The organism is Pseudomonas sp. EMN2 (assembly GCF_009650555.1).
Classification (GTDB): Bacteria; Pseudomonadota; Gammaproteobacteria; order Pseudomonadales; family Pseudomonadaceae; genus Aquipseudomonas; species Aquipseudomonas sichuanensis.
On the sequence record NZ_VZZR01000057.1, the window covers coordinates 41,784 to 54,266 of the forward strand.

15 protein-coding genes are annotated in these 12,483 nt (G+C 65.8%); 10 read left to right on the forward strand and 5 right to left on the reverse strand.

Annotation, left to right across the window (positions count from 1 at the left end):
• Nucleotides 1-39 precede the first annotated feature (39 nt).
• Genes mpl through F6X61_RS17795 form a run of 3 tightly spaced genes read left to right on the forward strand, consistent with a single transcriptional unit; the run spans nucleotide 40 to nucleotide 2,299 of the window.
• Nucleotides 40-1,389: a UDP-N-acetylmuramate:L-alanyl-gamma-D-glutamyl-meso-diaminopimelate ligase gene (mpl, locus tag F6X61_RS17785; RefSeq protein ID WP_153787711.1), complete on the forward strand. Its 1,350-nt coding sequence runs from the start codon at nucleotides 40-42 to the stop codon at nucleotides 1,387-1,389.
• Nucleotides 1,386-2,015: a flavin prenyltransferase UbiX gene (ubiX, locus tag F6X61_RS17790; RefSeq protein WP_153787712.1), complete on the forward strand. Its 630-nt coding sequence runs from the start codon at nucleotides 1,386-1,388 to the stop codon at nucleotides 2,013-2,015. The genes mpl and ubiX overlap by 4 nt, the downstream gene beginning before the upstream one ends.
• A complete protein-coding gene (locus tag F6X61_RS17795) occupies nucleotides 2,012-2,299 on the forward strand; it encodes a YceK/YidQ family lipoprotein (protein ID WP_153787713.1) in 288 nt (95 codons plus the stop codon). Before ubiX ends, F6X61_RS17795 begins: the two co-directional genes overlap by 4 nt.
• A gap of 82 nt (nucleotides 2,300-2,381) precedes the next feature.
• Here the strand turns inward: F6X61_RS17795 and F6X61_RS17800 are convergent, their stop codons facing one another.
• The 3 genes from F6X61_RS17800 to F6X61_RS17810 all read right to left on the reverse strand — a co-directional run bounded on the left by F6X61_RS17800 (nucleotide 2,382) and on the right by F6X61_RS17810 (nucleotide 5,355).
• The gene (locus F6X61_RS17800) at nucleotides 2,382-3,026 is read right to left on the reverse strand and encodes an oxidoreductase (protein WP_153787714.1); all 645 of its coding nucleotides are present in this window, start codon (nucleotides 3,024-3,026) and stop codon (nucleotides 2,382-2,384) included.
• 26 nt (nucleotides 3,027-3,052) lie between these two features.
• Nucleotides 3,053-4,786: a C13 family peptidase gene (locus tag F6X61_RS17805; protein ID WP_153787715.1), complete on the reverse strand. Its 1,734-nt coding sequence runs from the start codon at nucleotides 4,784-4,786 to the stop codon at nucleotides 3,053-3,055.
• 113 nt (nucleotides 4,787-4,899) lie between these two features.
• Complete coding sequence (locus tag F6X61_RS17810; protein ID WP_110993383.1) at nucleotides 4,900-5,355, reverse strand: MaoC family dehydratase; 456 nt, start codon at nucleotides 5,353-5,355, stop codon at nucleotides 4,900-4,902.
• A 148-nt stretch (nucleotides 5,356-5,503) separates the two neighbouring features.
• On the opposite strand from F6X61_RS17810, the gene F6X61_RS17815 reads away from it, so the two are divergent.
• From F6X61_RS17815 to F6X61_RS17825, 3 genes are read left to right on the forward strand one after another with little or no spacing between them, the layout of a single operon-like run.
• On the forward strand, nucleotides 5,504-5,866 hold the full coding sequence (locus F6X61_RS17815; protein WP_153787716.1) for a CidA/LrgA family protein: 363 nt from the start codon (nucleotides 5,504-5,506) through the stop codon (nucleotides 5,864-5,866).
• Nucleotides 5,863-6,579, forward strand: coding sequence for an LrgB family protein (locus tag F6X61_RS17820; RefSeq protein ID WP_153787717.1), 717 nt, complete (start codon nucleotides 5,863-5,865; stop codon nucleotides 6,577-6,579). Before F6X61_RS17815 ends, F6X61_RS17820 begins: the two co-directional genes overlap by 4 nt.
• Nucleotides 6,580-6,588: 9 nt before the next feature.
• Nucleotides 6,589-7,179 (forward strand): LON peptidase substrate-binding domain-containing protein, encoded by a 591-nt coding sequence (locus tag F6X61_RS17825; RefSeq protein ID WP_153787718.1) that lies wholly within the window; start codon nucleotides 6,589-6,591, stop codon nucleotides 7,177-7,179.
• 99 nt (nucleotides 7,180-7,278) lie between these two features.
• On the opposite strand, the gene F6X61_RS17830 is transcribed toward F6X61_RS17825, so the two are convergent.
• Together F6X61_RS17830 and F6X61_RS17835 are read right to left on the reverse strand one after the other, a co-directional pair.
• Nucleotides 7,279-8,595, reverse strand: coding sequence for a bifunctional DedA family/phosphatase PAP2 family protein (locus tag F6X61_RS17830; protein ID WP_153787719.1), 1,317 nt, complete (start codon nucleotides 8,593-8,595; stop codon nucleotides 7,279-7,281).
• Nucleotides 8,596-8,598: 3 nt separating this feature from the next.
• The gene (locus tag F6X61_RS17835; RefSeq protein WP_153787720.1) at nucleotides 8,599-9,291 is read right to left on the reverse strand and encodes a DNA-3-methyladenine glycosylase; all 693 of its coding nucleotides are present in this window, start codon (nucleotides 9,289-9,291) and stop codon (nucleotides 8,599-8,601) included.
• 297 nt (nucleotides 9,292-9,588) lie between these two features.
• Here F6X61_RS17835 and F6X61_RS17840 point away from each other — a divergent pair, with 297 nt between their 5' ends.
• From F6X61_RS17840 to rlmH, 4 genes are read left to right on the forward strand one after another with little or no spacing between them, the layout of a single operon-like run.
• A complete protein-coding gene (locus F6X61_RS17840; protein ID WP_153787721.1) occupies nucleotides 9,589-10,860 on the forward strand; it encodes a glutamate-5-semialdehyde dehydrogenase in 1,272 nt (423 codons plus the stop codon).
• Nucleotides 10,861-10,894: 34 nt separating this feature from the next.
• Entirely contained in the window at nucleotides 10,895-11,521 is a 627-nt protein-coding gene (nadD, locus tag F6X61_RS17845) for a nicotinate-nucleotide adenylyltransferase (protein WP_178125844.1), read from the forward strand.
• 44 nt (nucleotides 11,522-11,565) lie between these two features.
• Nucleotides 11,566-11,994 carry a ribosome silencing factor gene (gene rsfS / locus F6X61_RS17850; RefSeq protein WP_110993391.1) on the forward strand — a complete coding sequence of 143 codons (429 nt, stop codon included), beginning with the start codon at nucleotides 11,566-11,568 and terminating at the stop codon, nucleotides 11,992-11,994.
• A gap of 9 nt (nucleotides 11,995-12,003) precedes the next feature.
• Nucleotides 12,004-12,471 (forward strand): 23S rRNA (pseudouridine(1915)-N(3))-methyltransferase RlmH, encoded by a 468-nt coding sequence (gene rlmH / locus F6X61_RS17855; protein ID WP_023631106.1) that lies wholly within the window; start codon nucleotides 12,004-12,006, stop codon nucleotides 12,469-12,471.
• The last annotated feature ends 12 nt before the right edge of the window (nucleotides 12,472-12,483 follow it).

Genomic DNA, 12,483 nt, shown 5'->3' on the forward strand with positions numbered 1-12,483 from the left:
CCCTGGGCTACCCTGCGTCGACGTTTTGCGAGGTCGACCATGCACATTCATATTCTCGGTATTTGCGGCACTTTCATGGGCTCGCTGGCGGTGCTGGCCAAGGCACTTGGCCATCGCGTCACCGGCTCGGACGCCAACGTCTATCCGCCCATGAGCACCCAGCTCGAAGCCCAGGGCATCGAGCTCACCCAGGGCTATGACCCTGCACAACTGGAGCCGGCCCCAGACCTGGTGGTGATCGGCAACGCCATGTCGCGGGGCAACCCGGCGGTGGAGTACGTGCTGAACAAAGGCCTGCCTTATGTGTCCGGCCCGCAGTGGCTGGCGGACCATGTGCTGCAGGGCCGTTGGGTGCTGGCAGTGGCGGGTACCCACGGCAAGACCACCACCAGCAGCATGCTGGCCTGGGTGCTCGAACACGCCGGCATGAGCCCGGGCTTTTTGATCGGTGGCGTGCCGCAGAACTTCTCGGTATCCGCCCGCCTGGGCGATACGCCGTTCTTCGTGGTCGAGGCCGACGAATACGACAGCGCGTTCTTCGACAAGCGCTCGAAGTTCGTCCACTACCACCCGCGCACCGCGATCCTCAATAACCTTGAGTTCGATCACGCAGACATCTTCCCGGACCTTGCGTCCATCGAGCGGCAGTTCCACCACTTGGTGCGCACCATCCCGAGCGAAGGCCTGGTGATCCACCCGACCACCGAGCAGGCCCTGGAGCGGGTGATCGGCATGGGCTGCTGGACCCCGGTGCAGACCACCGGCGAAGGTGGCCAATGGCAGGCACGCCTGCTCAGCGCCGATGGCTCGCGCTTCGAAGTGCTGTTCGACGGTGAGGTGCAAGGCGTGGTGGACTGGGAAATGACCGGCCAGCACAACGTCGCCAACGCCCTGGCCACCCTGGCCGCCGCCCGCCATGTCGGTGTGGTGCCGGCCATGGCCATCGACGGCCTCAGTGCGTTCAAGAGCGTGAAGCGGCGCATGGAGAAGGTCGCCGAAGTGCAGGGCGTGACCATCTACGACGACTTCGCCCACCACCCGACCGCCATCGCCACCACCCTCGACGGCCTGCGCAAGCGCGTCGGCGAGGCGCCGGTGATTGCGGTGATCGAGCCGCGCTCCAACTCCATGAAGCTCGGCGCGCACCGCGATGGCTTGCCGGAAAGCGTCAACGATGCCGACCAGGTGATCTGGTATGCCCCGGCCAACCTGGGTTGGGACCTCGCCGCCACGGCGGCCCTGTGCAAGGTGCCCAGTGTGGTCGCCGACAGCCTCGAGGCAATCATCGAACGCGTCAAGGGCCAGGCCCGCCCGGGCACCCATGTGGTGATCATGAGCAACGGCGGTTTCGGCGGCCTGCATGGCAAGCTGGCCGAGGCGCTGAAGTGAACGGGCCGCAACGCATCACCCTGGCCATGACCGGCGCCTCCGGGGCGCAGTATGGCCTGCGCCTGCTCGACTGCCTGGTGCGTGAGGACCGCGAGGTGCACTTTCTCATCTCCAAGGCTGCGCAACTGGTGATGGCCACCGAGACCGATGTGCTGTTGCCGGCCAAGCCCCAGGCAATGCAGGCCTTCCTCACCGAGTACACCGGCGCCGCCGATGGGCAGATCCGGGTGTATGGCAAGGAAGACTGGATGTCACCGGTGGCTTCGGGCTCCGGCGCGCCGGCGGCGATGGTGGTGGTGCCCTGTTCCACCGGCACGCTCTCGGCGATTGCCACCGGCGCCTGCAACAACCTGATCGAACGTGCTGCCGACGTCACCCTCAAGGAGCGACGCCAGTTGATCCTGGTGCCGCGTGAAGCACCGTTCTCCACCATCCACCTGGAGAACATGCTCAAGCTTTCGCAGATGGGCGCGGTGATCCTGCCGGCGGCGCCGGGCTTCTACCATCAGCCGCAGACCATCGACGACCTGGTCGATTTCGTCGTGGCGCGCATTCTCAACCTGCTGAACATTCCCCAGGACATGCTGCCGCGCTGGGGTGAGCATCACCACGGGGTCGACGATTGAGGCGGGTTTTGCTCGGGTTGCTGGTGCTGGCCCAGCTTGGCGGTTGCGCCACGGTGCGCACGCTGGACGCGAACAAGCCGGGCGCCCCGGTGGTGTATGCCGGGACGCGGCTGGACCTGTATGTGATGAATGGCGGCTGTTGCCCGCAAGATCGCTTCGGTGCGCTGGCGCCGGCTTATCCGGGGCTGGACCTGCCGGGGAGCGCGTTGCTCGATACCTTGCTGTTGCCGTTGTCGTTGCTGACGGCGGCGGGGGTTGGCTTCAACGCCACGGGCGGGCTTTAGAAACATCGCGGGGCAAGCCCGCTCCCACGAAATGGACCACCGTGGGAGCGGGCTTGCCCCGCGATTGCTTACTGATGGGCGATCACTTCTTGCCCAGCTTGCGCAGTTCGTCCGACTCGACCACCCGAATCCCGTCCTCTTCTTCCAGCGCCAGGCGCCACAGCGCCCGGGCCAGCGTACAGGCCTCGATCCCACGATACTTGCCCGGGATCAGCCGGGAGAACGGCGCCGCGACCATTTCCCCAAGCCTTGGCTCCATGCGCTCACCCAGCAACAGCGAAGGCCGCACGATGGTCAGCTGCGGCCAGTCCTGACCCTTGAGCGCCTCTTCCATTTCGCCCTTGACCCGGTTGTAGAAGATCGATGACTTCGGGTCGGCCCCCAGCGCGCTGATCACCAGCAGGTGGCGTGCACCCATCTCGCGGGCGCGCTTGCTGAAGGCCACGACCATGTCCAGGTCGACCGCACGGAAGGCGTTTTCCGAGCCGGCCTGCTTGAGCGTGGTGCCCAGGCAGCAGAAGGCAATATCGACACGGCCGGCCAGTTGCGGGAGAAACACGGCCGGGTCACCCACCGGGTTTTCCAGGTGCGGGTGCTCGGCCAGCGGCCGGCGAGTCGGCGCCAGCACGCGGCTTATGGTGGGCTCGTTGAGCAGGCGGTCGAGCAGGTGTTCACCCGTCAGACCCGTGGCACCGGCAAGCAGGACATGCTGAGGCGTCAAGTACATGATGTCTCTCCCTTGTTACACACAGCTTAGTGGGTGCCAGGTGTTTTTGCCTGTTCGCCAGGTACTGGCTGTGTGCCATTGCGCAAGGCTTGTTCGGCCTGTTGCCGGCGCAGGCGCTGCCAGTGCGTGACCACGGCCGGCGGCGCCCAGAGCTGCGGCTCGGAGGCTTCGAAACCTTCCCTTCTCTCCCGTTCGGCAACACTCTGGCGCGCCAGTTCAAAGGCCTGTTTCAGGTCGTCGGTCTGGTTCAGGGCCTGGGCGAACAGGGCATCGCCGAAATAGGTGAAGTCGGCCTCTTCCGAGCAGCCGAACGATACCCGGTCGGGGCGGGCGGCGGTCATGATCAAGGTCCGGTCGTCCTTGAGCGGGGCGATGTAGCCACCGGAGTAGCAGGCGGAGACGACGATGACCTTGTCGCGGTCCTTGAGGGGGGCGAGGGCGCTGGCCAGCTCGTCGGCGGTCAGGTCGGCCAGTTGCAGGCGCGGCTGGTCGAGCACCAGCTGGTGATCATGGCTGCCGTGGCTGGTCAGGTAGACGAACACCAGGTCTTCCGGGCCGCTGCGCTCGGCGATCACCCGGGCTGCGCGGGTGAGGTTCTCGCGGGTGGCCATGGGGCGGTCGGCCATATGATCGCGGTGGTTGACCAGGGTAACCTGGCCATGGGCGCCGAAGCGCACCTTGAGCATGTTGCTGACGTAGTCGGCCTCGCGCATGAACACGCTTTGCTGACCATCGCCGGCCACCACCAGGCTGTACAGCTGCACGGGTGGCAGCGAGCGCGGCACCTTGCTCAGGGCATCGTCCAGCAGCTTGCCCTGGTTGAGCAGGGCAAGATCGAGCGGGTCGGGCAGCAGCTTGCTGTTCTCGTCGCGCACGCGCACGCCGTTGCTCCAGTAGCCAGCCTCGACCCGGCCGTCGGGGTGGGTCAGGCGGCCGTGGCCCTGGTAGGCGTCGTCGGCGAAGCCGCCGAGGTACTGGCTGCCATCGGCCAGCTGCAGGCTGCCGTTGCCGTTGAAGCGCCAGTCACGAAATGCCCCTTTGTAGCGGCTGCCGTCGCTGCCCAGCAGTTCGCCCTGGCCCACCAGCGAGCCATCCTTGAAGTCGCCGATCCACACATCGCCGTCGACATTCTCGTAGCGCCCTCGGCCTTCGAGATGGTTGTCCTTGAATTCACCGATGTACTGCTCACCGTCGGCGCTGTCGTAGGTGCCGGCGCCCTGCAGTTGGCCGTCGATGAAATGGCCGCTGTACTGGTTGCCGCTGGCATCGCTGCGCACCCCGGCGCCATTGGGCTTGCCTTTGGCGAACAGGCCTTGGTAACGGCTGCCGTCGGCCAGGTCGAGCTGGCCGGCACCGTCGTACTGGTCGTCCTTGAACTGGCCGCGGTAGGTCTGGTCATGTTGCTTGAGGGTGCCTTCGCCGTCGCGGCGGCCGTGCTTGAAGGTGCCGGCGTAGTGGCTGCCCGGGGTGGTGAGGTCGCCCAGGCCCTGGAACAGCCCGGCGGCGAACTGGCCACGGTAGACCTCGCCGTTGCTGCCGTGCCATTCGCCCTGGCCATGCCACTGGCCATCCTTGAAGGTGCCGGCGTACCAACTGCCATTGGGGTAGTCGATGCGCCCCTCGCCCTGCAACAGGCCGTTGACCACCTGGCCCCGGTAGCGGCCGCCATCTGGCAGGCGGGCGTCAGGTGGCGACAGGGGTTCGCCATCGCCGCAGGCGGCGAGCAGCAGGATCAGGGTCAGGGGTAGCAGGGGGCGCATGGCGGGTTCCGGGCCGAACGATGCATGGAGTATGCCGCACAATACGTGAAAGGGTGAATTGGGGCGCTTGTGGGAGCGGGTCAAGCCGCTCCCACAGGTGTTCAGTCAGCCCTTCAGACGAAGCAGAGCGACAGCGGCTCGGCAATGTAGGCCGGTTTCTCTTCACCTTCGATCTCGAGGGTGACGGTGGCCTTGAGCAGCCACTGGCCGGGCTTCTTCTCGATGGCGTCGGTCAGGTCCACCTTCAACCGCACATTGCTGTCGACTTTGACCGGCTGGATGAAGCGCACGCTGTCCAGGCCATAGTTGATCACCATCTTCAGGCCTTCGGGCAGCACCAGCAGGTCCTCCATCAGCTTGGGGATCAGCGACAGGGTGAGGAAACCATGGGCGATGGTGGTGCCGAACGGGGTCTTCGCCGCCTTGACCGGGTCGACATGGATGAACTGGAAATCGCCGGTGGCCTCGGCGAACAGGTTGATGCGTTGCTGATCGATCTTCAGCCAGGCGGAACGTCCCAGTTCCTTACCAACGTACTGCGAAAGCTCTGTAACCGGTACATAGGGCATCGCGACTCTCCAGGTTGTCATTTGGTACGAAGGTGCAAGATCAGCACGGCCAGCCGTTGCAGTCAAGTTATGCCTTTTTCGCCGAATTTCGCCTTATAGCCGCGTGCTTGGCGTGCTTATAATGGCCGCCTGCTTTCAGGAGGTCTTTATGCTGTTGCGTGGGTTGACCTGGCTGGTGCTGTTCCAGCTGCTGGGGACGGCGATCAATCATCTGTGCCTGCCTATCCTGCCCGGGCCGATCATCGGCCTGTTGCTGCTGCTGGCCTTCCTGATGGCGCGCGGTGAAGTGGGCAAGCCGCTCAACGAGGCCGCCAGCAGCCTGCTGCGCTACCTGCCGTTGCTCTTGGTGCCACCGGCCGTGGGGGTGATGGTCTACGCCAAGGACATCGCCGCCGACTTCTGGGCCATCGTCGGCGCCTTGCTGATCTCCTGCCTGGTGACCCTGGTGTTCGTTGGCGTGCTGATGCAGAAGCTGATCCACCGCCAGGGCAAGCGCGAGGAGCTGCCATGATCCTCGACTGGCACGGCGCGCTCGACGCGGTGATCCATCATCCGTTGTTCGGCATCGGTATCACCCTGGCCGCCTACCAACTGGTGCTGGCGGCCTATGAAAAGACCCGTTGGATCTTCCTGCAGCCGGTACTGGTGTCGATGCTGGTGGTGATCGGCGTGCTGCTGGTGTGCGGGATCGACTACGCCGAGTACCGCAAGAGCACCGAGATCATGGGGACGTTGCTGGGGCCGGCTACCGTGGCCCTGGCGGTGCCGCTCTACCTGAACCTGCGACGCATCCGTCAACTGTTCTGGCCGACATTTACTACGCTGGTAATCGGAGGCTTGTTCGCCACGCTGGCCTGCCTGGCGCTGGGCTGGTGGTTCGGCGCCGAGCACATGATCCTGATGACCATGGCGCCCAAGTCGGTCACCTCGCCGATTGCCATGCTGGTGGCCGAACAGATTGGTGGCGTGGCGGCGCTGGCGGCGGTGTTCGTGCTGATCACCGGGGTTATCGGGGCGATCTTCGGCCCGGCGCTGTTGACCCGCTTCGGTGTGCTCAGCCCCGAGGCCCGGGGCATGGCCCTTGGCGTAACCGCCCACGCGGTGGGGACCTCGGTGGCCCTGCAGGAAAGTGATGAATGCGGCGCCTTCGCCGCGCTGGCGATGAGCCTGATGGGGGTGGCCACGGCGGTGTTCCTGCCGTTGGCGGTCAGCCTGGTGGCATGAGGACTTGAGATGACCTTACCGCTGTTTCCCCTCAATACCGTGCTGTTCCCCGGTTGCCTGCTCGACCTGCAGATCTTCGAGGCGCGCTACCTGGACATGATCGGCCGCTGCATGAAGCAAGGCGCAGGCTTTGGTGTGGTGTGCATCCTCGAGGGCGAGCAGGTGGGCAAGGCTCCGCCGGCGGTGGCATCGATTGGTTGTGAGGCGCTGATCCGCGATTTCGTGCAGCAGGACAACGGCCTGCTGGGGATTCGCGTCGAAGGTGTACGGCGCTTCAGTGTCGAGCAGACCGAGGTGCAGAAGGACCAATTGCTGGTCGGCGAAGTCCACTGGCTACCGGAACTGGCCGACAGCCCGCTGGTGGAGCAGGACGATGACCTGCTGGCGCTGCTGCTGGCGCTGGGCGAGCACCCGATGGTCGAGGCGCTGGATATGCCGCGTGACGTGGATGGGCGGCAGTCGCTGGGCAACCAGCTCGCCTATCTGTTGCCTTTCATGGAAGAGGACAAGCTCGATTTGCTGGCGATCGATTCGCCGCAGCAACGGCTGGAGGCGATCCAGGCGCTGCTGGAGCGGATCCAGGGCGAGTTGTTCGCCTGAATGCTTTATTGGCCCCTTCGCGGCTAAAGCCGCTCCCACAGGTTATGCGCAGACCCTGTGGGAGCGGCTTTAGCCGCGAAGAGGCCAGTGCAGCGGTCCTCAATACTGATAACGCAGCAACGCCTTCGGCAATGCATGCAGCACAAAGAACGCCAGCAGCGCGGCGCACGCCGGCAGCACCAGCCACCACACCCGTTGCGACAAAGCCGTGAGCGGCTGGCGGTACTGCACCAGCGTCAGGCCCAGCGCACACACGCAACACGCCAACAGCGCCCCGGCCAGGATGTCGGTCGGCCAGTGCGCACCCAGGTACACCCGCGACAGGGCGATCGCCAGGGCCGGCAGGCAGCCCAGCATCACCCAGGTCAGGCGCATGCGCGGCGGTTGCCCGCGCCCGGCCAGTACCGCCAGCACCAGGAAGAAGGCGAACGCCGCCGAACTGTGGCCGCTGGGCATGCTGTAGCTGGTCAGCGGGTCGCTCAGCACCTCCGGGCGGGCCCGGGCGAACAGCCATTTCAGCGTGCCATTGGCGATTGCCGTGCCGATCAGTACCGAGCCGGCGAACAGTGCATGGCGCCACTGCCGGGCCAGCAGCAACAGCCCGGTCAGCAGGCCGCCGAGGAAGAACTGGGTACGGAAATCGCCCAGGCGGGTGATCATCACCACTGCGCCGTCGAGTGCCTGGCTGCGGTGTTCCTGCACCAGGGTCATCACCCCTTGGTCGAACTCGCTCAGGTACGGCCAGCCGACGAACAGGGCGGCCACCGCCACACCGCTGAGCGCGGCGACCAGGCGGGTAGCGTGGCGCTGGTCGCGGATGCTGCAGTTCAGGCTCAGGCCAATAAACACCGCCAGGGTGCCGACGATGATCCCGGCATCCAGCCAGAACCCTTCGGGCAGCGGCAGGCGCATGGCGGCGCCGGTGGCCCAGCCAGGCAGCAGGTAGGCCACCGACCAGCCGGCACCGGCCACCAGGCTGACGGCGATGAAGCGCGGCAGCGGCATGTCGAACATGCCCGCGACCATCGGCAGCATCGGCCGCAGCGGGCCGATGAAGCGGCCCACCAGCAGGCTGGCGATGCCGTAGCGCTGGAAGTAGGCCTCGGCGCTGCCGATCCATTCCGGGTGGCTGCGCAGCAGCGGCAGGCGGCGGATGTTCTGGTGGAAATACTTGCCCACGGCATAGGAAATGGCATCACCCAGCAGGCCGCCGAGGAAACCCAGCAACAGGGTTTCGCCCAGGCTGAAAGCGCCGCTGCCGGCCAGCACGGCGACCGCGAACAGCAGCACGGTGCCGGGCACGATGATGCCGGCGATCGCCAGGCATTCCACGCAGGCCACCACGAAGATCGCCAGGCCCAGCCATTGCGGGTTGGCGCCAAGCCAGGTGGTCAGGCTGTCGAGCCATTGGCCCATGGGTCAGTTTCCTTGTTCGAGAATGAAGAAGTCTTGGCCTTCGACCTGGCCGCGGCGCAGTGGGTTGCGCGTGCAGTGGCGGGCGTATTCGGCGTCGACGAACCGATAGGGCAGGTGCTCGTCACGGCCCTGGGGGATCCCCAGTCGGGCGGCCTGCAGCACCCGGGGCACGCGGATACCGCAGTCCTCGACGTACAGCCGTTCGGGGTCGAAGCGCTGGGCGTCCCAGTGCGGCACCTTGAGGCCCATGGCCCGGCACAGCAGGGTCTGGCCGTTGCACAGGCGCTCAGGCGGGCGCAGGTTGCCGCTGGCGTCGGGGTTGTTCAGTTGCATCTGCGCCAGGCTGTTTTCGTCGGACAGCGCGTCGACCCAAGGGTAGGCGGACTTGATCAGCACCGCGTTGCCCGGGCCGTGGGCGCTGAAGTTCAACGAATCGCCGCCGCGGGCGTAGTACATGTAGATGTGCCCGCCATCGAGGAACAGCGCCTTGCGCTTTTCGGTATAGCCCAGGGACGCGTGGCTGCCTTTGTCGGTGAGGTAGTAGGCCTCGGTCTCGATGATCCGCGCCGCCAGCCAGAGATTGCCGTGACGGTGGCGGATCACCTTGCCGAGCAGGTCGCGGGCGAGGGTCTGGGCATCGCGGTTGAAAAAGCTGTCGGGCAGGGCGCGGGCCGGGCAGGGGGCGTGTTCGGGCATGCGGACGGTTCGTGGCGGTAAAGGCGCGGATGATAGCAATGAATGGCTTAATCGAGGCTGAATCGGTGTGGTCCCATCGCGGGGCAAGCCCGCTCCCACGCAGACGCCCGATACCCGGTGAACGCGTGGGAGCGGGCTTGCCCCGCGATGGATGTGAGAAAATTCCGATACGGGCGGTTACATCTTTCCTACACCTCGACGCCCACCATTTTCTACCATCCGCCACCCACCGCTGGGCGTACCGAAGCGCGCCAGTTATAATCAGCCGATTTCCCCTTTCGCCAAGACACCGAGCCCATGACTGAGTCCGTTCTTGACTACATGACCCGCCTGGGTCACGCCGCCCGTGAGGCCTCGCGGGTCATCGGCCGTGCCAGCACCGCGCAGAAGAACCGCGCCCTGCAGGCCGCCGCCGACGCGCTGGACGCCGCCCGCGACGCGCTCACCGCAGCCAATGAACAGGACCTTGCCAACGGCCGTGCCAATGGCCTGGAGCCCGCACTGCTCGACCGCCTGGCACTCACTCCGGCGCGTATCGACGGCATGATCACCGGCCTGCGCCAGGTGGCCAGCCTGCCGGACCCGGTCGGCGCCATGCGCGACATGAGCTACCGCCCGTCGGGCATCCAGGTCGGCAAGATGCGCGTGCCGCTGGGGGTGATCGGGATCATCTACGAATCGCGCCCCAACGTGACCATCGACGCCGCCAGCCTATGCCTCAAGTCGGGCAACGCCACCATCCTGCGCGGCGGCTCCGAAGCCATCCATTCCAACCGCGCCATTGCCACCTGCATCCAGCGTGGCATGGCCGAGGCCGGCCTGCCGCCAGCGGTGGTGCAAGTGGTCGAGACCACCGACCGCGCCGCCGTGGGCGCGCTGATCAGCATGCCCGAGTTCGTCGATGTGATCGTGCCGCGCGGCGGCCGTGGCCTGATCGAACGCATCAGCCGCGACGCGCGGGTGCCGGTGATCAAGCACCTGGACGGTATCTGCCATGTCTTCGTCGACGAACACGCCGACCTGGACAAGGCCTGGCGCGTTGCTTTCAACGCCAAGACCTACCGCTACGGCATCTGCGGCGCCATGGAAACCCTGCTGGTCGACCAGCGCGTGGCCGAGCGCTTCCTGCCGGAGATGGCCCGCCGCTTCCAGGAAAAAGGCGTCGAGCTGCGCGGTTGCCCGCGTACCCAGGCGATCATCGACAGCCAGCCGGCCACTGAAGACGACTGGCACACCGAATACCTCGACGCGATCCTGTCGATCCGTGTGGTCGACGGCCTGGACCAGGCCATCGAGCACATCAACCACTACGGTTCGCACCACACCGATTCGATCATCACCGAACACCAGGGCCAGGCCCGGCGCTTCATCGCCGAGGTCGACTCGGCGTCGGTGATGCTCAACACCCCGACCTGCTTCGCCGACGGCTTCGAGTACGGCCTGGGCGCGGAGATCGGCATTTCCACCGACAAGCTGCATGCCCGCGGCCCGGTCGGCCTGGAAGGCCTGACCTGCGAGAAGTACGTGGTGATCGGCGACGGCCAGCTGCGCGGCCAGGAGTCCTGCTGAGTTGAGCAAGGCGGTGGCAGTGCGGCGCGTCGGCATGCTCGGCGGTACCTTCGACCCGGTGCATATCGGTCACCTGCGCAGTGCGCTGGAAGTGGCCGAGTTCATGCACCTGGACGAGCTGCGCCTGCTGCCCAATGCCCGCCCGCCGCACCGCGATACGCCGCAAGTGGCGGCGCAGGACCGGTTGGCCATGGTGCGCAGCGCCGTGCAGGGTGTCGGCTGCCTGAGCGTGGACGCCCGCGAGCTGGCGCGTGACAAACCGTCGTACACCATCGACACCCTCGAATCGGTGCGTGCCGAGCTGAACGAGCACGACCAGTTGTTCCTGATCATGGGCTGGGACGCGTTCTGCGGCCTGCCCAGCTGGCACCGCTGGGAAGAGTTGTTGCAACACTGTCACATCCTGGTGCTGCAACGCCCGGATGCTGATGTCGAACCCCCTGACGAGCTGCGCAACCTGCTGGCGGCGCGCTCACAGAACGACCCCACCGCCATGTCCGGCCCGGCGGGGCACATTTCGTTCGTCTGGCAGACGCCGCTCGCGGTGTCCGCCACGCAGATCCGACAGCTGCTGGCCAGCGGCAAGTCGGCGCGGTTCCTGGTGCCGGACGCAGTACTGGCCTACATCGAGGCGCACGATCTGTATCGTGCGTCCAACTGACGGCGCCCACGGGCGCCTCATTCAATGAGTTGAACGAGTTTTATATGACCAAGCAGAAAATCAATGGCATCAGTGGCGAAGAGCTGGTCGCGCTGACCAAGGCCGCGCTGGAAGACGTCAAGGCCCAGGACATCCAGGTTATCGACGTGCGTGAAAAGCACAGCCTGACCGACTTCATGATCATCGCCACCGGTACCTCCAATCGCCAGATCAACGCGATGCTGGAAAAGGTCCGTGAAGCGGTCAAGGCCAAGGGCGCTCAGCCACTGGGCGAAGAAGGCAAGGGCGACAGCGACTGGGTGCTGCTGGACCTGAACGACGTCATCGTGCACATGATGACCGCCGCCGCGCGCCAGTTCTACGACCTGGAGCGCCTGTGGCTGGGCGCCGAGCAGAGCCGTGCCAACGATGGCAAGCACCACAGCCCGGAGCACGCGCACGAGTATTCCGACAAGCTCAAAGACCGGGAATAAGGAAGCGTCGTGCGTCTGCGTCTGATCGCGGTCGGCTCGCGCATGCCCAAGTGGGTCGAGGAAGGCTGGCATGAATATGCCAAGCGCCTGCCCCCGGAGCTTGCGCTCGAGCTGGTGGAAATCCCGCTGAATACCCGCGGCAAGAACGCCGATGTCGCCCGCCTGATCCGTCAGGAGGGCGAGGCGATGCTGAGCAAGGTGCAGCCCGGGGAACGCATCGTCACGCTGGAGGTCCATGGCAAGCCGTGGAGTACCGAGCAGTTGGCGGGCGAGCTGGACCGTTGGCGCCTGGATGCGCGTACGGTCAACCTGATGGTGGGCGGCCCGGAAGGGCTGGCGCCGGAGGTCTGCGCACGCAGCGAGCAGCGTTGGTCGCTGTCGCCGCTGACGTTGCCGCACCCGTTGGTAAGGATACTGATCGGCGAGCAGATCTATCGCGCCTGGACCGTGCTGTCCGGGCATCCGTACCACAAATGAACCTGTAAGCCC